The sequence below is a fragment of the Acidobacteriota bacterium genome, assembly GCA_016716435.1.
Lineage (GTDB): Bacteria > Acidobacteriota > Blastocatellia > Pyrinomonadales > Pyrinomonadaceae > OLB17.
The window spans coordinates 783061-804283 of sequence record JADJWI010000003.1; the positions used below are offsets into that span (position 1 = coordinate 783061).

Genomic DNA, 21223 nt, shown 5'->3' on the forward strand with positions numbered 1-21223 from the left:
TTCGAAAAAGGCGGGAAGCGCGCTTGTCGCACTTCCCGCCATAGTTCTTACTCCTTGTTCGCGATCAGCATTGCGAGGGCCGTTGGCCTTACGGTCTTTGCACCGTAAACATGGAGGCCCTTGACCGCATCACCGAACCGCGACTCCGGCTTGTAAGCCTGAAGGTCGAGGATCTGCTCAACGTAGCTCGTCGCGACCGAATGGCCGGCGATGATCTTGTACTGAGCACCGGCCGTGTTCGGGACGTTGTTTGACTTTAGAATGGTGAAGCCCGCCGCCTCGCCGACCTGCCCGTTTCCGAGGCTGCGGTCCGAGCGGAGCGTGCCGGCCGCGACGAAGCGGTCGTCCTTGAGCAGCATTCCGTGAAACCATGCCGGGACGATGACGAAACGGCTCTCGATCGGGGCGTTTGCCTCATCGAGGAGAACGCCGAGATCAACGAGGTATTCATACGCCGTCTCGGGCGTCGGAACCTCGGGCGTAACGAGGGTGCCGAGCGTGTTGCCGACCGGTACGGCTGCCTCCATCACACCCGCCAGGAACGAGTCGGCCGCATCGCGGAGCGACCAAGCCGAACGCCGCATCGCCTCCTCGAGCACGTTGGCATTCTGCTGTGCCCGGTCGATCGAATCGACGTAAAAGTTGAAATACTTCGCCTGATCGATCGAGAGCGTCTGCTCGGAATCGGTCAGCGTTTCGGGCGGATCGATGTCCGTGTTCTTTTCGTAATCGCCGATCGAGACATTGCCGATCGATGCGATCTTTACCGCCGAGCCCGCCTCGCGGATCTCGCCTTCATAGTCGCGATTTGCGACATTCGCCTGTCCGTAAACAAGCGTCTTTTCCAGTGCCGTGAGCAGCCGCGCCGCCCATACCGTTGGGATAAAATTCAAAGCCATTTTCTTTTCTCTTTTTGTCTAAGTTCATCTGGTGAGAGCCGAGCGGACCTCGGCCCAGTCGAGCCGGTTGATCTCGGCCGGCGACATCCGGGCGAGAGCCTCGGCGGTGAGTGGTTGAGCGGCCGGAGCCGAGGTTCCGCGGCCGGCGTCTATCGGCCCCGCGGGCGGAGCCTGTTCGAATTGCTCAGGAAAGTCGCGCCGGAGCCGGGCGATAAGATCGCCGAGATTCACCGGACGTCCCTCGTCGTCAAACTCGATCTCCGCCCGCACCGCGCCAAAGAGAAGCTCGGGCGAGCGTGCCCCGGCCTCTGAAAGCTCGGCGGCCATCGACTCGCGAGCCTCGCGGAGCCGTGCCGCCGTCCTCAATTCCTCATTCTCCTGCCGGAGCCTTTCGAGCTCGGCAGCCGATTCGTCTGTGTTGTGTGGTTCGTCGTTCATACAGCCCGGAGCTTAGCGAAAGCCGGGGCCGGCGGGAACGGGAATCCGCGAGCGGCGAAAGATATGGATGATCTGGATGAAATGGATGGTATGAATGGCCGCTAAAGGTCCGCGGCCCACCTCCAGAAGCTGTCCTCGTAAACGAGCCAGCCGATGCGGGTCGGGGAGTTGCCGGCAGTCTCAAAGGTTCCGTCCTCGCACATCTCTATAAGCGTCGTACGTGAGGGCGGCGGGATGACGATCCGGTGCTTGCGGATCAGCCGTTCGACCTCGCCGAGCCGCAGTTTTGGCCTGACGGTCGTATTTCGCAAATCGTGCGACTGTTTCATCGCGTTTTGTGCTTTACCTTCCATATCTTTCATATCATCCAGATCATCCATTTCGTTTTTCTTGTCCATTTCTTTCGTCCCTTACGCCTTACTATTCGCTTTATGGGCGTTCTGCCGTAGTCTGCATGTGGCCGGGCGATATGTAAGCGGCGATCAGAAATAACAAAAAGTACATCGTCCAATATCGTCCGTCCGTTCATACTATCAAACGAATGATTCATATGCAAGAGAAAATTTCACAGATGCAACACGTCGGTTTCAGCTCGGGTGATATCGCAACGGCCGCGGCGATCGTCCGCGTGTTTGAGACGGGTACGCCGCTTGGGAACTACAGCGAGGTTGCCGTGCTCAATGACGGAGCTGGAATTTCATACGGCATTTCGCAGTTCACGCACCGCTCGGGCTCGCTTGCCGAGGTCGTCTCTCGATACCTCGCGAGCGGTGCCGCGGCCGGGCGAGATGTTTTGGTCTCGCGGCTGCCTATGCTACGGGATCGCGCGGCAGCGGCGGTCGCCTCGCTCGCGGCGGACCGCGATCTTCGGCGGGCACTCGCCGCCGCGGGGCACACCCGCGAGATGCGCGAGGTGCAAGAGGCGGTCGCATTTGAGCGATATATGCTTCCGGCGGTTCGGGCCTGCGAGGGCTCGGGCTTTCGGCTGCCGCTCTCGCTGGCGGTCGTTTACGACTCGATGACGCACGGCTCATATAACAAGATCCGCGACCGCGTGCGGGTCTCGCCTGCAGGCACGGGCGACTTTGAAAAACGCTGGATCACGGCCTACGTCCGCGAACGCGATGCCTGGCTCGGGTCGATCCCGCGGCTGCGTTCGACGCGATACCGGACGCGCTTTTTCCGGAACCAGATCGCGACCGGGCGTTGGGGCCTCGAGCTTCCGATCAATGTCCACGGAGCGCTCATCACAAACGAAATTCTTGGCATCTCGCCGGAGCGATCCGGCAAGAACCGGGCGGCGGCCGGGCCGAAACAACCGCCTCAAACAAAACAAAACGAAGCACCCCAAACACCCACCACACAACCCGCCGAAACTCCTCAGGCCCGGCCGCCTGTTTCGGCAAATGAAGTGCTCGGCCGTGTCGAGCGGGGCTTTGACAGAGCGGCGGAAAACTATGACCGCGTTGAGCGGATCGGGCTCGGAACGGCGAACCGCACCGACCGGGCGAAGTCGCTCTGGGCAACGGTTGCCGGAACGATCTGGCAGACGGCGTGGGCGGCGGTCGGAGCCGTTGCCGGCGTGCCGCGTGAGGTCTGGTTTGTGGTCGCGGTGATCGCCGCGGTCTTAACGCTTGCTTATCTTTACCGCCAGATCGCGCTCGGGCGGTTGCGGGAACAAAAGGAGACGATATGAACGACCTAAAGAACATTTTGCTTGCATATTTTGCCGCGGCGACGTCGGTCTTTGCCGCCATCGAGACGCGGACGCTTGTCACCATCATCTCGGCGATCGTCCTGCCGATACTTTTCTTCGCCATCGGAAAGGCGATCGACGTCGGGCTGCAGATATATCTGCATGGGAGGAAGTCAGAAGCGAGAAATCAGAAGTCAGTAGGGGAAAGAGTGGCGAGTGAAGAGTGACGAGTAAAGAGTGAAGGATGACGAGAATGCAGGGTAAACGGCGATCAGTGACGCAATGAGAATGGCATGGATCGATCGCCCATTGACCCTGACGGCTCGTAACTTGTCACTTGTCACCCGTCACTTGACCCTTGTTCTTCATCGCCGACTGCTTAGGGCTTACAGCTAATCGCTATTAGCTCATTAACAAAAACACCAATGACAAAAACACACATCTACATCACGGCCGGGATTCTTGCTACGGCGCTTCTGGCGGCGGCGGTTTCTTCGGCGATCGGGAGCCGCCGGATATTGCGGCTTGAGCGGGCGGCGGACGCGGCAATTCAGAAAGCAAATGAACAGGCCCGGCGAGCCGCCGAACTTGAAAAGGAGACCTATGTTTACAAAGAAAAGATCACGCACCTTGAGGCTCGCCTTGGCGAGCTCGACCGCGTTGCGGAGCGGCAGACGGCCGAGCTTGAGAAGCTTTCTGCTGATACCGATTCTGCTCGCGGGGCTCTTCGCCGGCACCGCAGCGGGACAGGCCAACGCTGACGCGCTCCGCGAGGAGATTCGCCTTGCCGATCGGCTGATCGCGGCGCTTGAGAGCGAGAATGCCTCACTTCGCCTTCGGCTTGAAACCGAAAAGGCAGCGAACGAAACGCTCCGCGAGCTGAACGAAACGCGCCGTGCTGAAACGGCCGCTCTCCGCGAGGCACTCGCCGCAAAGAACGACGCACTCGTAGCAAGAGACGCCGCACTTGCCGCACAGGAAAAGCTGATCGGCGAACTCAAAAAACGCCGCGGGTCGCTCTGGAAGCGGCTTGGCGATATCGCCATCGGCGCTGCGCTCGGGGCCATTTTCAAATGAGAACTTCCACGTGGAGAAACCAGAAGACGAAAACTTCAGGCCCGAAAAGCGCCCGTTCGATGTGTGGCTGCGCGAGGCCGAGGGCCACTGGACCTGGGACTGGCCGCACCAGCTCCGCATCTACGAAAAGCTCCAAATGATGACCGAAGGAACAGCAAAACGCCTGATGATCTTTATGCCGCCGCGGCACTCGAAGTCTGAGACCGTGACGGTCCGCTATGCGGCCTGGCGGATGCTTCGCGAGCCCGGGATGCGGGTCATTCTCGGCTGCTATAACCAGCGGCTGGCGAATCGCTTTTCGCGAAAGATCCGGCGGCTGGTCGATACGCGAGTTGGGCTTTCGCCGGCTCGTAAGGCGGTAGATGAATGGGAAACAAAGGCCGGCGGCGGGCTTTGCGCGGTCGGCGTTGGGGCGGGAGTTACGGGCTACGGCGCGGAGCTGATCGTCATCGACGACCCCGTAAAGAATCGTGCCGAGGCCGAGAGCATCGCCTACCGCGAGCGGACGTGGGATTGGTTCAATGACGACATCTACACGCGGCTCGAGCCCGGTGCTTCGATCGTGCTGATCCAGACCCTCTGGCATGAGGACGACCTCGCGGGCCGGTTACTCGCCGAAGCGGCCGATGGCGGCGAAGAGTGGGAAGTGCTTTCGCTGCCCGCAATTGCCGAGGAAGACACGGCCGACTGGCGCGATGCGGGCGAGGCCCTTTGCCCCGAGCGCTACGACCGCGATGCCTTTGACCGCATCAAGAAAAAGATCGGGAGCTACGCCTTCGCATCGCTCTATCAGCAGCGGCCGGTGCCGCGGGACGGCGGGCTTTTCAAACGCGGCTGGTTCACCCAGGTCGTCGAGAAAGCTCCGGAAGGGCTTCGCTGGTGCCGGGCATATGACCTGGCGATCTCAACGAAGACCTCGGCCGACTACACGGCTTCGTTCCGATGTGCGGTCGATGGGGACGACAACGTTTACATCGCCGACGGCTTTCGCGGCCGCATCGATTATCCCGAGCAGCAGCGGTACGTCCTCGAGCGATTCAAGGAAGAGCCGCGGACGATCCACGTTTTTGAAGAGGCACTGCACGGGCGGGCGTTTGTCCAATCGCTCCGCCGCGAGGCGCTCCGCAAGGGCATCGCGCTCCGCTGCGAGCGCGTTGACCGCGACAAGTTCACGCGGGCGCTCGTTTGGGCGGCGCTTGCCGAGGCGGGCAAAGTCTTTCTCGTCCGTGGTGCCTGGATGGATGAATTCATTGAGGAGGCCGTCGCCTTTCCGGGCGGGAAGCACGACGACCAGATCGACGCCGTCTCGCTGGCGGTGCAGACGCTGACCTTTGCCAAGCGAGGCAAGTCACACGGATTTTGAGTTAAAGGCCGCGAAAGGCGGCCGGGAGAAAAGAATATGAATGAACACATTGAAGAAGCGATAAATGAATTTCGGCGGCGCGGCGGGCGATATGCCCGCACCGAGCGCTACTACCGCGGCGACCACGACCTCGCATTTGCGACCGAGAAGTTTGCCAATACCTTCGGCTCGCTCTTTCGCGAATTTGCGATGAACCTTTGCCCAGCGGTTACGGATGCCGTCCGCGATCGGCTCCGCGTTGCGGGCTTTGCGGGCGAAGCGGGAGAGCTTGCGGAGAGCATCTGGCGGCGGACGCGGATGCCGATCCGCTCGGGCGAAGTGCACCGCGAAGCGCTCGTCAATGGCGATGCCTATGTCATCGTTTGGCCGGACGAAGCCGGCCGGGCGGCTATCTATCCGCAGCGGGCGGCGAACTGCGCCGTGATCTATGACGAAGAGCATCCGGGCCGCGTGCTCAGGGCGGCAAAGCACTGGCGGACGGCCGATGGGCGAACGCGGCTTAACCTTTTTTACCCCGACCGCATCGAGCGATATATCACAGCGAAAGCCGGCGAGGCCGCTCTTCCGGAGGCCCGCGAGTTCGTGCCTTTTATGGAAGCGGGCGGGCGGATGGCGAACCCATTCGGGGCAGTGCCGGTCTTTCACTTTGCCAATAATGCGGACATCGGTGCACGCGGCCGCTCGGAGCTAGAGGCGGCGATACCGGTGCAGGACGGGCTCAATAAGGCAGTGCTCGATATGCTGGTCGCGATGGAATTTTCGGCCTATCGGCAGCGGTGGGCGGCGGGGATCGAGATCGAATACGACAACGAGGGGAACGCGGTCGCGCCGTTCAAGGCGGGCATCGATCACCTTTGGGTGACGGAGAACCCGAACGCTCGGTTCGGCGATTTTGAGACGGCGGGGCTTGATCAGTTCATCAAGGTAAAGGACAGCTTTCGCATCGATGTTGCGTCCGTCACGGGCACGCCGATGTATTACCTGATGCCGCACACCCGGGGCTTCCCGAGCGGCGATGCGCTCCGGCGGGCGGAGTCGCGGCTTGCGGCAAAGGTCCGCGACCGGCAAGCCGCATTCGGCCACACCTGGGCCGAAGCAATGGCCTTCGCCCTCCGCATCGAAGGCCGCGGGGCGGAGGTTGAAACGCGGTGGGAGCCGGTTGATGATCGGTGAATGGCTTTTAGGCGGCGGTGAGGAATTGGTAATCGGCGTCGGTGATGCCGGCGATGGCCTTGTTGATCTGTTCCCAGGTAAGCCACATCTCGGTGCCGCGGTGCATCGGCTCGGGGTCATTGATCAGGACACCGGTATCGGCGACGCCGAAGATGACGACGACGTGGCCGTGGCTATTGCCGCCCCAGTTTTTGCGGAGCCCGGTCCAGAGCGGGCCATGGGTTGGCAAGAACGAATTGAGTCCGGCGAGCGACATATCGACGCTCGAATGGGTCTTCATATTGAAGGCAGTAGCGAGGATGCCGTTTTGCCCGCCCCACCAGTCGCGGTTGCGCTCATACCGCTCTTTGTAGTCGGCGACGGACATCGGATCCTTCATAGAACCTTTTCCGGCCGCCTTTGACCAGGCATAGACCATCTGCGCCGACTTGAACCAGCAAACTCCCGTGGACGGCTGCGAAAGCAGCGGCACGTTCTGCAAACGAGTAATAGACATTGTTATCTGTTCCTAATTTAATGTGATCAAACTACTGCAAAACCTCGACGATTCTCTACGAGAAATTTGCAGAATTGTTCGCGGGCATGTTGAACCCGGGCGGAGGGTAGCAGGGTTGGAAGTACCTGATCGAACGAACCGCTTTGTCAGTCAGGCTCTGCCTGTCTATTTGCGGTGAAGCTCGGCTTCACCGTCCTGTCCGCAATCATTCGCGGCTTCGCCGCCGGCATAGCCGCATCCTTCGGGGTCGGCTTTCGGAAAAGTGGAACTTTTCCGCAAATAGAGCGGCGGAGCCGTCTGAATAGCTTCGCCTGCATGTTTTGGCGAACGATTTCTGGTCATTCAAATTCCGGCGGCGGTGGCGGAAGTTGGTTCATTCCGTTTTCGCTCTCAACTTCTGAAGAGAAAAACCGCTTTACCTTCGGGCTGAATATTAAAAGAATGCTGGCGAGAAGGGGAGCAACCAACAGCAAAAGAAAGGAGGTCGCGTCCTCAAGTAACAGCAACGGGTCGTCGAGAACAAAATAGAAGGGGCTTTCGTCTTCGCCTGCCGTCAACGTGAAGTAAGATACAAGAGCAAAAAAGCCTCCCAGTAAGAGGATGCTCAGCCATCTGGCTATTCGCACTCTAAAACACAATCCGAGAAACGTAATGAATGGCGAAAAGATTATGAGGAACCCAATCGCGTTCCCAAAGGCATACGACGGATTCTCAATATAGTCAGAAATAGCGAAGGGTTCATTTTCAGGTTCCATCCACACGATGGCCGCCGTGTACACGAACATACCGAAAAGCCCGAGCAGAAGGAACTGCGAAAGCCAGACGGCAAAAGGGCGTTTGGTTTTATTCGCTGCTGTCATTGTCATTCAAAAATATCCCTGATCATTTCGATCAGTCAAAATTTGACACCATCTTTTACAAAAAAAACTCTAGCAGTGTGTCAGAAAACTATGGTATCTTTTCTGACAGGTCTAATCGCAATAAATTTCGCCAAGTATCCGAAATACAAGGCTTTATTGAATTAGACGTAAAGATGTCGGTTCGACATTTTTCCAGTAGGCACTTTCATATATTGACGATATTCCCCCAGGGGGAGAACGGACGCCCTTTGGTTAGCTTCACAACTAATCCTCATGGGAGATGGGCCTCAAAACTCATCTAACCAAATGGTAACTTACTTTTACGCGGTTGCGTCCGTGGATGGGCCCGCCTAACAGCGGGCTCAACTGTTGAGCGAATGAACCTAGAAGCGATCATCGAAAGAGCTTTGTTGACCGAGTGTGACAAATTGATAGGCAAATTCCATGCTTACCATAACACACGACACTTAGAGCATATTCGAAACGAGAAACGACTCGCCAATCCCCCACCCAAGAAAATATATCAACCGAGTCACTGGGCTATCGACCCAAAGTTCAATCCGTTCTATGTAAAGAGTCGTCGGAGGCGGATCGCTCGTTCGATTGCGAAGAAAATTGAGTCGGGTCAATATACGCCGAATTCGGCCCATGTAAAAAAGGTCCCCAAAGCAAGCGGTGGATTTCGCGATGTTGCGGTGTATCAAATTCCGGACGCTGCAGTCTCAACAGTTTTTTACAGACATCTATTGGCGAAAAACAGACACAGGTTCAGCTCGTTTTCATACGCTTATCGAGCAGATCGAAATGTTCATTTTGCGATCCAAGATATCTGGCTGGACATTTCCGCAGAAGCCCGCCTGTTTGTAGCAGAATTCGATTTTTCGGATTTCTTCGGTTCCATCTCGCACGAGTATCTTGAAAAACAGTTCGATGAAAATGGCTTTTCTATAAGCGACATGGAGCGCAAAGTCATTCGGTCTTTTTTGTGCGAACGGGATCAAGGTATCCCGCAAGGCACTTCGATATCACTTTTCTTGGCAAATCTAGTCTGTTGGCGCCTCGACCAAGCTTTCGAGAAACACGGGGTCAAGTTTGCGAGGTACGCAGACGACACCGTAGTGTGGAGTTCAAACTACACTAAGATTTGTGATGCGTTCAACATACTCAATAGGTTTTCGCAAGACGCTGGAATTCCCATGAACCTTGGTGATGGCAAAACACAAGGAATCAGTCTGTTGTCCCGGGACGGTTTACCCGTCGAGATGAAAAGTGCAAAAACCGAAGTCGAGTTTCTCGGATATTCAATCTCGGTAGATCACGTCGCTATTAAGAAAAGTTCTGTCAAGCGAATCAAAAAGCAAATATCTTACTTGCTTTACCGCAACCTTATTCAACCATTGAAAGGTCCGAGACTTTTGGGTCTCGAAATACCGAATAATGACCGTGACGTTGCGCTGTTGACAGCGATGATGCAAGTCCGCCGCTATCTCTTTGGTGGACTTACAAACCAACAGCTCCTTAATTACGTCAGTGGTAGAACAAAGCGAATTTACTTCAAAGGCGTCATGAGTTTTTACCCGCTAATAACCGACGAGTCTCAACTTAAAACACTCGATGGCTGGCTTGTTTCTGTTATTCACCGGACCGTTAAGCTTCGTTCAAGACTTTTGGCCAACTGGGGCTACGATTGCTCCCATATTTTTCCTTTCAACGTTGGCCGTGAAGACATTCTTGAAAGTTATAGAAAGGTTAATATTAACGGTCACAGCTTACTAGAAGTACCCAGTTTTCTATTGATTCACCGTGCCCTGAGAGTGGGTCTTAAACAAGAAGGCATCGAGCGAGTAATGAATCCGGATCCAAAGAATTATCTTTATGGCTCGTGAGGGATTGCGTGAAAAAGGTCTATCGAGATCGCAGGAGAGAGACTGGGGCGGGTTGTACGCTGAAAGTACTTTGACCGTCGCGGGTGATTGAAGTTTCGATAGTAACCGGTCGGCGTTGATTGTATTTGTATACGGTATCGCAGGCCAAAAGTACGTTGCCCACAGATTGACGTTCCGCCTGCCGGAAGCTCACTGTCCGAATCGTTTTCCGTAATCTTCTCGTCAATTGGATCGGTCTGAACTAACGGCTGCTGCGAGGCGCCGGTACTAGAAGCCATGCAGTTTGTTTTGTGATGACTTGGATTTTTAATATGATTCAAGCTAACCCGCGGAGACTTTGATCCATCTAAATAAAAATATGAGACGACCCTTTTTGCTTGCGGCAGTTTTGTTTGTTTTGGTTGGGGCGGCGGCGGCGCAGGATAAGCTGCTTACGCTTGACGCGATCTTTGGCCCGGACCCTGCGGTGCAGGTCCAGTTCAGCGGAACGCCGAGTTTCCTGCAGTGGTCGCCGGACGGGCGTTCGTTCAAGCGAGTTGAGGGCGGGCGGCTGGTCCGCGTGGACGCGCTGACGGGCGAGTCGCGGCCTTACCTTGATACGCAGCGGTTCGTTTCGGCGCTCGCGACCGTTGCCGGCATCGGCGCCCGCGACGCCGACCGGATAGCCAATTCGCCGGGCCTGCTCTTCAATAAGGGCGAGACGGCGATCCTGCTCAACCACAACAACGACCTCTGGCACTACGACATCGCCGCCGGAATGCTCAAGCGGTTGACCAGCAATGCCGATGAGGAACTGGAAGCGGACTTTAGCCCCGATGGGCGGATGGTCAGCTTTGTTCGCAAGAACGATCTTTACGTCGTCGATATCGCCAAGGGCGGCGAAAAGCGGCTGACCCGCGATGGCTCCGAGCGGGTGCACAATGGCTATCTCGTTTGGGTCTATGAAGAGGAGCTTTACGGACGCGGCCAGAACCGCGGCTATTGGTGGTCGCCGGATTCGAAGATGATCGCCTTTCTCCGGCTTGATGATTCGCCGCTGCCGGAGTTCGTGCTTTCAAACGAGCTGACGAACGACCCGGTTCTCGAGAAGACACGCTACCCGAAGCCTGGCGACCCGAACCCGCTCGTCCGGCTCGGCATTGCCGATGTGACGAAGTCAACCATCGTCCCGCCGGTCGGCCGCGTTCCCGGTGTCGGGCGGCGTTTGCCCGCCGGGGTTCAGCGGCTCGGCGATGCGGTAAAGTTTGCCGACCTCGGCCGCTACAAGCCCGAAGATGTGCTTATCGGTCGCGTCGGTTGGACGCCGGACTCGACGCAGGTGCTCTTTCAGGCGCTGAACCGCGAGCAGACCTTCCTGGATGTGAACGCCGCGACGCCCGACGGCAAGACGAAGAAGCTCTTTACCGAGACGACCGCCGCCTGGGTCGAGGTTTACGACAATCCGGAGTTTCTGCCCGATGGCTCGTCCGTTTACCAATCTGCACGCAACGGCTGGCGGCATCTTTATCACTACGACGCCAACGGTTCGCTTATCCGCCAGTTGACCGACGGCCGCTGGGAGATCCGCAATTTCTACGGCGTTGACCCCGAAGGCCGCTATGCGTATTTCTCCGCAACGCGCGACAGCCACATCGCCGTCAACGTCTATCGCGTGCCGATAGCGGGCGGCGACATCGAACGCCTGACCGAAGGCGAGGGATCGCACGCTGCCTCGTTCAACCGGACGTTCACGCACTTTGTACATACCTGGAGCGACGTAAACACACCTTCGCAGCAGCGGCTTTTCCGCTCGGATGGCCGGCTCGAACGCGTGCTCAATGAGAACCGCGTCCCGGCCCTCGCCGAATACAAGCTCGGCACGCCGGAGTTCATGAAGGTCAAAACCCGCGACGGCTTTGAGATGGAAGCGATGATGATCCGCCCGCCGGATTTTGACCCGAACAAAAAGTATCCCGTTTTGCAATATACCTACGCCGGGCCGCACGCTCCGCAGGTGCGAAACGGCTGGGGCGGCAGTCGCTATATGTGGCACCAGATGCTTGCCCAAAAGGGCTACATCATCTGGGTCTGCGATAACCGCACGGCAAGCGGCAAGGGCGAGGAATCGACCTGGCCGGTCTATAAACAGATGGGCACGCTCGAGCTTCGCGACATCGAAGACGGCGTCAACTATTTGAAGTCGCTGCCCTATGTTGACGGCGACCGGATCGGAATCTGGGGCTGGAGCTACGGCGGCTTTATGACGAGCTATGCGATGACGAACAGCAAGCTCTTTCGGGCGGGCATCGCGGGCGGCTCGGTAACGGACTGGCGGCTTTACGATTCGATCTACACCGAGCGGTACATGCTAACGCCGCAGAACAACCGCGAAGGCTACGACAAGACGTCGGTCATCCGCTCGGCAAAGGACCTCCATGGCCGAATACTGCTGATCCACGGCATTATGGACAACAACGTCCATATGCAGAACACCATCCAGCTCGTCAACGAGCTGCAGAAACACAACAAGCAGTTCGATCTGATGCTCTACCCCGGCCAACGCCACGGCATCGCCAACCGAGCCCAGGTCCGCCACTGGTACGAGATGATGACGAACTTTATAGTGAAGAATCTCTAAGCCTCGACGGCATCTTGAAATGGCCTGAGGATTCTCGGCAAGTATTCGCGGATCCTCTGTAAAAAATCAACGGCCTCTGCGTTAGGAAAAACCTAACGCGGAGGCCGCAATGCTTTCAAGAGCCAGAAAAAGCGAGCCTATCTGCCTGCGGTCAGCGGCAGGCGGAAGCCCCGAGCCGGGACATCTTGGCCATTGATCTTTCGGTTCCGCACGTCGAGTTTGAAGGTTGAATGTGTTCGTCCGTCAAGCGAAAGCTCGAGCGTGTAAGTGCTGTTGGTGTCGAGAATGTCACCCAGCTTGAACATGACCGATTTGCCATCTGTCATCGAGGTCGGTTTCGAGAGCGTCAGCCGCGCGTTGTACCACTGATGGTCGAGTGCGAGCGAGCCCTCGTTTGACTCAGCGATCGTCGCACGGTCTCGGTCGCGGATCAATTTCAAGCTGTAGGGAATCTGGCGACGGCGGGCATCGGCCTTGTCATCTGAATCGCGGAGCCAGAAGAAGAATATCGGGTTCGATTCAGGAGTCGTGGCGGTCAATAGTCCTTTTCCGCGCCACGGGCCATCAAGAAGATAGAGCGTTCGGGGATTGAACTTATCGGCGCTTTGCTTCGTTTTCACGGAGAACGGAAACTTGTAGATCGACCGGCCCTCGTCAATGAAATCGATCGTGTACGAACCGGGCCCGATCTGCTTTATTGCCTCGCGGCCGCCTTCGACCTCGTAGCGGTCAAGCTCGATCCTCCAACTGGCCAGTCGGCCGTACCAGACGAATTTGTTGATGGTCGCACCGCTTGCGTTCTTTAGATGCGTTTCAAATTTCTTGCCGTTATACGGGTGATAGATCGAAGGGCCGGAAACGCCCGGGGCCGTGCCCGGGCGGCAATCGAGCGAAAACGTGCCCATGCTAAATCCACCATCAACCCTAACGGAGGTCAGCACAGAATCGGTGTTCATCACCGGATCACATGTCGGTCTTTGGGAATATGCCTGGGATGAGAAAAGCAGTACGGAAACCAGAAGAAAAAACAACGCCCGAGAGATCTGTCTCATTGTTCATAAGCTCCTTTTCAAAATTTTCCCCTTAATCCTTGCGTTGACGAGAAAACCGCGCGCAATTTGCCGCGACCAGAATTCCACTCGCGACGAGTGCGGCCCTACTCAGCCGTCCGGCCCGGCGATAGCACGACCTCAGGGAACTCGCGGGCGAGTTCGGCGGCGGGTTTGGTGTCGATGGCGGCGCGGACGGGGCGGGTGCCGACGTTCGATTTGAAATTGCCGTTCTCGTCGTAGAGCCGGCGGTATTGGGCGGTGTTGCGGATGATGCCCTGGACGTAGCCGCGCGTTTCGCGGAAGGGGATCGCCTCGACAAATTCGTCCATCTCCATCGGCAAAGTGCGGCGCCAGGTGACGACGCGGCCGGGCCCGGCGTTGTAGGCGACGGCCATGTATTCAACGCGGCCGTATTTGTCGAGCTGTTCGCGCATATAGGCGGTGCCGAGTTCGATGTTCAATGCGGGGTTGAAGAGGTCCGCGGCCGACCTGACTGGCGAAGCCGAGCCAAACTTGCGGGCGGTCTGCTGTGCCGTCGGAAGCAAGAGCTGCATCAGTCCATAGGCGTTTGCCGAAGAGCGAGCGGACGGATTGAAGACCGATTCCTGCCGGATGAGCCCCGCTACCTTATATATGTCGAGGTTCCTCGCCCGCGACCATTTCGCGATCTGGTCCCATGCCATGTGCGGGTAAAATATCTCCCACTCCTCGCGGCCCATTTCCTCGGGGAACATCTGGGCGTAATCGGGATAGCTCTTCGCGAGGGCGAGCAAGGCCGAGACGTTATCAAACTTCATCTGGTGATGCTTGGCGAGCGAGAGGTTGATCTTCGGCGAATTCTGCGCTGTCTTTTGGGCTTCTTTCAGCTCCTCGATCGCCCAATCGAAAAGCCCGACCGAGCTTAGCTCTTCGCTCTTTGCGGCTCGTTCAAGCTCGGCGGCACCGGCCGTTTCGGGGGCAACGGTGATGCTCTTTAGATTTGCTGCCGCCTGCGGGACGAGCGAATCTGCCGGGAAGTTAGCGGGCGATTGGCACTGTCCGCGGCCGCGGAGTGCGGTCAGGCGTTCGAAGCCGATGTGGCCGTACCAATTTGCGTTGTAGCGGTAAACGAGGGCGTCGTAAAGCGTGCATGCCTCGGCGATGCGGCCAGCGCGTTCGGCATTTCGTGCGGACCAATACCCGGCACGGCCGCGGTTAGCGGAATCGCGGTCGGCATAGCGGGCGAGATGCTCGGTGAGCATATCGGCGGCCCGTGCGCTATTGCCGGCCTCGTGCTCGAGCCATGCAAGCTCAAACTGCGCACCCGCAACTTCGACCGCCTGCGGATAGGCCGTCAAAGCCGTTCGCAGAAAGAAATTCTCCTCGCCTTTGTTCTTTGCATCGCGAGCGGCATAGCCGGCCTCGACCCATGCCTTGACCGTCAGCGGGCTTTGCGGATAGGCTCGCCGCATCTCGTCGGCGGCGGTGCGAGCCCGCGGCCAGAGCTTCGATTTGGCATAAGCATTGATCAGATCGCGATATGCCTGGTCGCGGCCCGGCATCGTGGCGGGTATCGCGTCAAATGCGGCTTGTGCATTGACAGCGTTGCCCATTCGGGCGGCGGCCGAGATGCGATTGAGATGGATCTCAGGCGTCACCTCATCGGGAAATTGCTCGATAAATCTGGTGTAAGAATCATAGGCCATCGACGAAGCGCCCATCGCGAACAAACGGTTCGAGCGGACCTTCAGCGTTTCAGCGGTCGGATTGGCCAGGGGGTCAATGTTCAGCGTCTTGAGCTTGGCTTCGGCCTCTTTGCCTGCGTCCGAAGTGCCGCCGTAAAGAAATGCCTTGGTGAAACATTCGTTAGCGTCCGCCTGCTTGCCCGAGGCTTCAAACGCCTTTGCGGTCGCGAGCAAAGCGGCCGATCGGTTCTCGCGGTTCATCGGTTCAAGAAAGGCCGGAACGTCGGCCGCACGCCCCGCGGCCATTGCCGATTCGGCCCAGAGCAGGCGTGCATCGGCGACGCGAAGCGAGGTCGGAAACGAGGTAACGAGCCGTTCGAGTTCGGCCATAGCCGCAGCATGGTCCCCGAGACCCTGATGCGAGCGGGCACGAAGCCAATGCACGTAATCGCCGAGCTTTGTCAGACGCCCGAATTCATCAGAATTGAGCACGATGCTCGCCCCGCGAAAGTCCTTATTCTCAAACCGCACTCGTGCACGGAGCAGCCGGGCAAGCGCTCCCGTTTGCGTCCCGCTAAAACGGCGCTCGATATCCTCGACCGCCTGTTCGGTCGGCATCCGGCCGCCCTTTGTCAGCTCGCGGAGCTGGCGAAGAGCGTCCGCCTCCGCGGCGGGCTGCGCCGAGCACGAGACCGTAAACACCGCAAAAAGCGAAAACAGGAAAACGGCGGCCGAAAGGTTGAGGCTTACTTTACTTATGCGTTTCATCATGAACACTTCCGAAGTATCTGATGCCGGCGGGGCGAAATATTTTGCCCGATACGTGTTATCTGTGAACTGACCCGAACCCTCAAACCATCAGTATAGCAAACCGGTACAGGCACTATCCTCGTTCGATATGGCATCGCGAAAAAGGGCCGAGTATTGCATTTTCAGCGGTTAGTTACTAGATTGTTAATTTTGCCGCCATTATGCTTATTAAGTCGATAGAACTGATAGAGATAAACCTTCCGCTTGTACATTTTTTTGAGACCAGTTTTGGCCGGACGTATGAGCGCCGGATCATTTTGGTTCGAGTCCAAGATGCGGACGGGGCCGAGGGCTGGGGCGAGATAACCTGCGGCGAATCGCCGGGTTATTCTGACGAATGGACCGATTCGGCGTGGGTGACTGCGGAGAAGATACTTGCGCCGATGGTGGTCGGGCAGGAGGTCGCGTCGGCCGCGGACGTTTGGAATCTCATGAAATGGGCACGCGGGCACCGGATGGCGAAGTCGGGCATCGAAACGGCGTGTTGGGACCTTGAGGCAAAGAAGCTCGGCGTCCCGCTCTGGCGGCATTTGGGCGGTGTCAATCAGGTGATCGAATGCGGCGTTTCGATCGGAATTCAGGACTCGATCGCCCAGCTTCTAGAGAAGATCCGTGTCGAGGTCGAGGCGGGTTATAAACGCATCAAGATCAAGATCTCGCCTTCGTGGGACTACGACGTGATCAAGGCCGTGCGGGCGGAGTTTGGCGATATTTTGCTGATGGGCGATGCGAATTCGGCTTATACGCTTGCCGACATCGATAAGCTGAAATCGCTTGACGAATTTGACCTGATGATGCTCGAACAGCCGCTGCCGCACGACGACATCATCGACCACGCAAAGCTGCAGCGAGAGATCAAAACGCCGATCTGCCTCGACGAGCCGATAAAATCGCCCGAGGACGCCCGCAAGGCGATCGAACTCGGCTCCGGCAAGATCATCAACCTAAAAAACGGACGCGTCGGCGGACACACGCAAACAAAGATGATCGAGCAGATCTGCCGCGAAGCCAAGATGCCCGTCTGGTGCGGCGGCATGCTCGAGAGCGGCATCGGCCGGGCCCACAACATCGCCATCTCAACCCTCGCCGGCTACACCATGCCCGGCGACGTCTCCGCCTCAAAACGCTACTGGCACGAAGACATAATCGAACCCGCCGTCGAGGTCAGCTCAGACGGAACCATCACCGCCCCCGAGGGCCCGGGAATCGGGTTTGAGGTGAAGCGAGATCGAATACATCGTGTCGCGGTTCGAAATGTTTTGGTAAACTAGAGGTTCATGACTCGTCGTCCCGCCATCGTTATTCTTTGCTTTGTGTTAGTAGCCGTGTGCACTCCTATGATAAGTGCGCAGGGTTACGTGGAAATATTGCCCGACGAGATCAAGGCGCCGTTTCGCGAGCGATACACCGGGATTACCTCTGAAATACAACGCACCACATCGGACGAGTGGGCTGGTGCTTACACGCGATACGTTGGCGAGACCTGGACCGACGTCCTCGTCTGGACGCCGGAGCTCGGGTTTGCCGCTTACCGTGACACTTGTAGCAACGGTCCTCGTGCCTGGGTGAATTTCGGGTCCGCCAGGTTTGAGAATGGGCTGCTTTTTCTAACCTCGGAACAGACATTTGCCGGCGAGCATGTGCTTGCCATAAAACGGGAATATACGCCGGTAAAATGGGGCCACCAGCGGTGGTTGATACCGACAGATGAGCTTGAGCTTTTTGCTTACGCGGTTAATTCAGGGTCTTCTAACGACTACCACAGCTTTTACTCAAAGTCGGACGGGAACGCGGATAAGCCGAGAGGCCGGCCCGAACTTCCAAGTCAGTTCAAACATATCCTCAACCGAAAACCGGTCAAGGCAAGGATCGTCCAGATCGGAGAAAAACCCGAGAAGTGGTACCCGGATATCACCATCGATGCCGGAAAGGACAAAGGCGTGATCGTCGGGATGAGCTTTTGGCTGACCGGAGTAAAGAACACCGAAGTAAAGATCTCGGTCGCCTCGGTGAGTGAGAAGACCGCTGTCGCGAAGGTTGTGAGTGCGGGCTATAGTTACGAATACGACGACGACGGCAATCTTAAAGGGCCTGAACCCAAGGAATTCAGCCTCGCGGCAGGAATGAGGTTTTCAAGCCAAAGCCCGAAGAATTAATAGCGGCTGGCTTCGCGTAGCCACGCCCGTTTACGGCGTGGACACTCTCATACGAAATGCGATTTTCTACTGACCACTCCGAATATCGGATGTCGGCTGATTGATATGGGTAAGGGCGTTAAACGCCCTCGGGCCCGTCTTTATCGACGTTTCCACGCCCTAAAGGACGTGGCTATGCTCGATCGGGCGCTTTATTGAGCCGGTTTTTTTCGGCACTCGCATATCAGATCAGGGTAGACTGCTGCGACGGAAACAATGAAAAAGCCAAAAATAATCCTGACTTTTCTCTGTCTTCACATTTTCTTCACCGTGGCCCTGTCCCAATCGGGCAAGTTCGACATTGTTACATTCACCGCACCGGCCGGATGGTCGACTGAAAGGGACGCCAATTCGGTCCGCTTCAGCAAGGAAACGAGCTCGGGCTTTTGCACCATCTCGCTTGTCAGATCGATCGATGCCACTGGTGACTCGGGCAAAGATTTTGATCTGCTTTGGGAACTGATGGCGAAGGACGGCCTCAACGCCACCTCTGCTCAAGGGCGAAGGTCGGCCGAAAAAGATGGCTGGCTGGTCGAGGCCGGTGGAGGCGCGTTTGAGAAGGAAGGAGTAAGCGGGGCGGCGATCTTGACCACCTTTTCCGGCAACGGCAAGGCCGTGGCAGTGCTTGTGATTACGAATACCGACGCTTTCGAGTCCGACATCGCCGCCTTTATCGAATCGATCAAGCTGCCGCCGCTCACCGCCCCAAAAGCTCCGGCCGCTCAGCCCGCGGCCGCTCCCTCAGGCGATGCCGCAAAGCTCATCGGACGGTGGCAGCGTTCGAGTTCGAGCAGTCCGGCCTATGCCGATCCCGCAAGTTGGGGCACGGCCGGATACACTCGGAGCCGCTACGAATTCAATTCCGATGGAACTTATATCTACACCGAGCGGACGTTCAGGATGACCCATCCGCGGATCTTCATCGTCAAGGAAAACGGCCGCTATGCGGTCACCGGTAATACTTTGACCATCACGCCCGCCAAAAGCACTATTTCGGCATACAACAAGGCAGGCGGCAGCGACGCTCTCGGGACGCTCGCAACAACGCAAAACCGTAAGATCGAGAAGATCGCGTACAAGTTCACATTCCATTATTTCTCCGGAATCCAGGAATGGAACCTCGTTCTCCAGGCCGACGCCCCGACCCATCGAGACGGCCCGTTCAGCGGAAACACCACATTCAGTAACGCCTGGTACTTTGACCAGAAGTACACTAATACCGACCTGACTGCCGTACGGGTGAATTAGCCCGTTCCGTACCGATTTTGCTACCATTACCCTTTTTGAAAGAGTAATGAGCAATCAAGAACCAAACAAGATCATCTTTTCGATGGTCAAGGTATCAAAGTTTTACGACAAGAAGCCGGTCCTTAAGGACATTTATCTTTCGTTCTTTTACGGAGCGAAGATCGGCGTGCTTGGGTTGAATGGATCGGGTAAATCGTCGCTGCTGCGGATCATCGCGGGCACTGATAAGGAATTTAACGGCGAGGTCGTTTTTTCGAAAGGGTATTCCGTCGGCCTGCTCGAGCAGGAACCGAAGCTTGACGAAACGAAGACGGTCAAAGAGATCGTCGAAGAAGGCGCCCAGGAAACCGTCGATCTGCTCAAAGAATTCGAAGAGATCAATGCAAAGTTTGCCGAGCCGATGGACGACGAAGCTATGAACGCGCTGATCGAACGGCAGGGCGAGGTGCAGGAAAAGCTCGATGCCGCCGACGCCTGGGACCTTGATTCGCGGCTCGAGATGGCGATGGACGCTCTCCGCTGCCCGCCGCCGGAAACGCCGATCAAAAACCTGAGCGGCGGTGAAAAACGCCGAGTCGCTTTGTGCCGGTTGCTGCTTCAAAAGCCCGATATTCTATTGCTCGATGAGCCGACGAACCACCTCGACGCCGAGTCGGTCGCGTGGCTTGAACAGCACCTTCAGCGGTATGAAGGAACGATCATTGCCGTTACGCACGACCGCTATTTCCTCGACAACGTCGCCGGCTGGATTCTCGAGCTCGACCGCGGGGAGGGCATTCCGTGGAAGGGAAATTATTCAAGTTGGCTCGAGCAAAAGCAGAACCGCCTTGCCCAGGAACAAAAGACCGAGGACAAACGCGCCAAGACGCTTGAACGCGAACTTGAGTGGATCCGAATGTCGCCGAAGGGCCGCCATGCGAAATCAAAGGCCCGCATCAACGATTACGAAAAGCTGGTCGCGAGTGAATCTGAGAAACGCAGCGAGGAGCTTGAGATCTTCATTCCGCCCGGCGAACGGCTCGGCGATCTGGTGATCGAAGCTCATGGCGTTTCGAAGGCTTACGGCGACAAGCTGCTTTTTGAGAACCTCGAGTTCTCGCTTCCGCCGGGCGGCATCGTCGGCGTCATCGGCCCGAACGGCGCCGGCAAGACGACGCTTTTTCGGCTGATCACCGACCAGGACCAACCCGACGCCGGCACTTTCAGGGTCGGGCCGACCGTCAAGCTCGGCTACGTCGATCAATCACGCGATTCGCTCAATGCCGACAAGACCATCTTTGAAGAGATCGCCGATGGGCTCGATTTTGTTACGCTCGGCAAACGCGAGGTCAATGCCCGCGGTTACGTTTCGCGGTTCAACTTCTCGGGCTCGGACCAGCAGAAGCGCGTCGGGCAGCTTTCGGGCGGCGAGCGCAATCGTGTGCATCTCGCCAAGATGCTTAAGTCGGGTGCAAATGTTATTCTTTTAGACGAACCGACGAACGACCTCGACGTAAACACGATGCGCGCGCTCGAGGAAGCATTGGAGAACTTTGGCGGCTGCGCCGTCGTAATTAGTCACGACCGCTGGTTCCTTGATCGCATTGCGACTCATATCCTGGCCTTTGAAGGCGATTCTCACGTCGAATATTTCGACGGAAATTACAGCGAATACGAAGCGGACCGAAAACGCCGGCTTGGCCATGATGCCGACCAGCCGCACCGGATCAAATATAGAAGCTTGACCCGGGCTTGAGACCGATAAGTGTT

20 protein-coding genes are annotated in these 21223 nt (G+C 57.2%); 12 read left to right on the forward strand and 8 right to left on the reverse strand.

Annotated features, from left to right (window positions below; translation table 11 throughout):
- Window positions 1–47 precede the first annotated feature (47 nt).
- From IPM21_07030 to IPM21_07040, 3 genes are all read right to left on the reverse strand, one after another.
- Window positions 48–899 carry a P22 coat protein - protein 5 domain protein gene (locus IPM21_07030; protein MBK9163653.1) on the reverse strand — a complete coding sequence of 284 codons (852 nt, stop codon included), beginning with the start codon at window positions 897–899 and terminating at the stop codon, window positions 48–50.
- Window positions 900–923: 24 nt separating this feature from the next.
- On the reverse strand, window positions 924–1337 hold the full coding sequence (locus IPM21_07035) for a hypothetical protein (protein MBK9163654.1): 414 nt from the start codon (window positions 1335–1337) through the stop codon (window positions 924–926).
- Between the two features lie 101 nt (window positions 1338–1438).
- Window positions 1439–1735 (reverse strand): hypothetical protein, encoded by a 297-nt coding sequence (locus IPM21_07040; GenBank protein ID MBK9163655.1) that lies wholly within the window; start codon window positions 1733–1735, stop codon window positions 1439–1441.
- Between the two features lie 173 nt (window positions 1736–1908).
- Between IPM21_07040 and IPM21_07045 the strand changes: the two genes are divergently transcribed.
- From IPM21_07045 to IPM21_07070, 6 genes are all read left to right on the forward strand, one after another.
- Window positions 1909–3033, forward strand: coding sequence for a chitosanase (locus IPM21_07045; protein MBK9163656.1), 1125 nt, complete (start codon window positions 1909–1911; stop codon window positions 3031–3033).
- Window positions 3030–3260, forward strand: a complete 231-nt coding sequence (locus IPM21_07050; GenBank protein MBK9163657.1) for a hypothetical protein — start codon at window positions 3030–3032, stop codon at window positions 3258–3260. Before IPM21_07045 ends, IPM21_07050 begins: the two co-directional genes overlap by 4 nt.
- A gap of 198 nt (window positions 3261–3458) precedes the next feature.
- A complete protein-coding gene (locus tag IPM21_07055) occupies window positions 3459–3794 on the forward strand; it encodes a hypothetical protein (protein MBK9163658.1) in 336 nt (111 codons plus the stop codon).
- On the forward strand, window positions 3718–4110 hold the full coding sequence (locus tag IPM21_07060; GenBank protein ID MBK9163659.1) for a hypothetical protein: 393 nt from the start codon (window positions 3718–3720) through the stop codon (window positions 4108–4110). Before IPM21_07055 ends, IPM21_07060 begins: the two co-directional genes overlap by 77 nt.
- 10 nt (window positions 4111–4120) lie before the next feature.
- On the forward strand, window positions 4121–5473 hold the full coding sequence (terL, locus tag IPM21_07065; GenBank protein MBK9163660.1) for a phage terminase large subunit: 1353 nt from the start codon (window positions 4121–4123) through the stop codon (window positions 5471–5473).
- Between the two features lie 36 nt (window positions 5474–5509).
- Window positions 5510–6646, forward strand: coding sequence for a phage portal protein (locus tag IPM21_07070; protein MBK9163661.1), 1137 nt, complete (start codon window positions 5510–5512; stop codon window positions 6644–6646).
- A gap of 7 nt (window positions 6647–6653) precedes the next feature.
- On the opposite strand, the gene IPM21_07075 is transcribed toward IPM21_07070, so the two are convergent.
- From IPM21_07075 to IPM21_07085, 3 genes are all read right to left on the reverse strand, one after another.
- Entirely contained in the window at window positions 6654–7142 is a 489-nt protein-coding gene (locus IPM21_07075; GenBank protein MBK9163662.1) for a hypothetical protein, read from the reverse strand.
- Between the two features lie 165 nt (window positions 7143–7307).
- Entirely contained in the window at window positions 7308–7484 is a 177-nt protein-coding gene (locus tag IPM21_07080; protein MBK9163663.1) for a hypothetical protein, read from the reverse strand.
- Entirely contained in the window at window positions 7481–8002 is a 522-nt protein-coding gene (locus tag IPM21_07085) for a hypothetical protein (GenBank protein ID MBK9163664.1), read from the reverse strand. Before IPM21_07085 ends, IPM21_07080 begins: the two co-directional genes overlap by 4 nt.
- Before the next feature lie 377 nt (window positions 8003–8379).
- Between IPM21_07085 and IPM21_07090 the strand changes: the two genes are divergently transcribed.
- Both IPM21_07090 and IPM21_07095 read left to right on the forward strand, forming a co-directional pair.
- A complete protein-coding gene (locus tag IPM21_07090) occupies window positions 8380–9888 on the forward strand; it encodes an RNA-dependent DNA polymerase (GenBank protein ID MBK9163665.1) in 1509 nt (502 codons plus the stop codon).
- Between the two features lie 358 nt (window positions 9889–10246).
- Window positions 10247–12505 carry a DPP IV N-terminal domain-containing protein gene (locus IPM21_07095; GenBank protein MBK9163666.1) on the forward strand — a complete coding sequence of 753 codons (2259 nt, stop codon included), beginning with the start codon at window positions 10247–10249 and terminating at the stop codon, window positions 12503–12505.
- A gap of 137 nt (window positions 12506–12642) precedes the next feature.
- Here IPM21_07095 and IPM21_07100 read toward each other — a convergent pair whose 3' ends face one another.
- Both IPM21_07100 and IPM21_07105 read right to left on the reverse strand, forming a co-directional pair.
- The gene (locus tag IPM21_07100) at window positions 12643–13557 is read right to left on the reverse strand and encodes a hypothetical protein (protein ID MBK9163667.1); all 915 of its coding nucleotides are present in this window, start codon (window positions 13555–13557) and stop codon (window positions 12643–12645) included.
- A 104-nt stretch (window positions 13558–13661) separates the two neighbouring features.
- Window positions 13662–15989 (reverse strand): transglycosylase SLT domain-containing protein, encoded by a 2328-nt coding sequence (locus tag IPM21_07105; GenBank protein MBK9163668.1) that lies wholly within the window; start codon window positions 15987–15989, stop codon window positions 13662–13664.
- Window positions 15990–16192: 203 nt separating this feature from the next.
- On the opposite strand from IPM21_07105, the gene menC reads away from it, so the two are divergent.
- The 4 genes from menC (at window position 16193) to ettA (ending at window position 21209) form a co-directional block, all read left to right on the forward strand.
- Window positions 16193–17302 carry an o-succinylbenzoate synthase gene (gene menC, locus IPM21_07110; GenBank protein MBK9163669.1) on the forward strand — a complete coding sequence of 370 codons (1110 nt, stop codon included), beginning with the start codon at window positions 16193–16195 and terminating at the stop codon, window positions 17300–17302.
- A 66-nt stretch (window positions 17303–17368) separates the two neighbouring features.
- On the forward strand, window positions 17369–18187 hold the full coding sequence (locus IPM21_07115) for a hypothetical protein (GenBank protein MBK9163670.1): 819 nt from the start codon (window positions 17369–17371) through the stop codon (window positions 18185–18187).
- Window positions 18188–18442: 255 nt separating this feature from the next.
- Window positions 18443–19474, forward strand: a complete 1032-nt coding sequence (locus IPM21_07120; GenBank protein MBK9163671.1) for a hypothetical protein — start codon at window positions 18443–18445, stop codon at window positions 19472–19474.
- 46 nt (window positions 19475–19520) lie between these two features.
- Window positions 19521–21209 (forward strand): energy-dependent translational throttle protein EttA, encoded by a 1689-nt coding sequence (gene ettA / locus IPM21_07125; protein ID MBK9163672.1) that lies wholly within the window; start codon window positions 19521–19523, stop codon window positions 21207–21209.
- Window positions 21210–21223 lie beyond the last annotated feature (14 nt).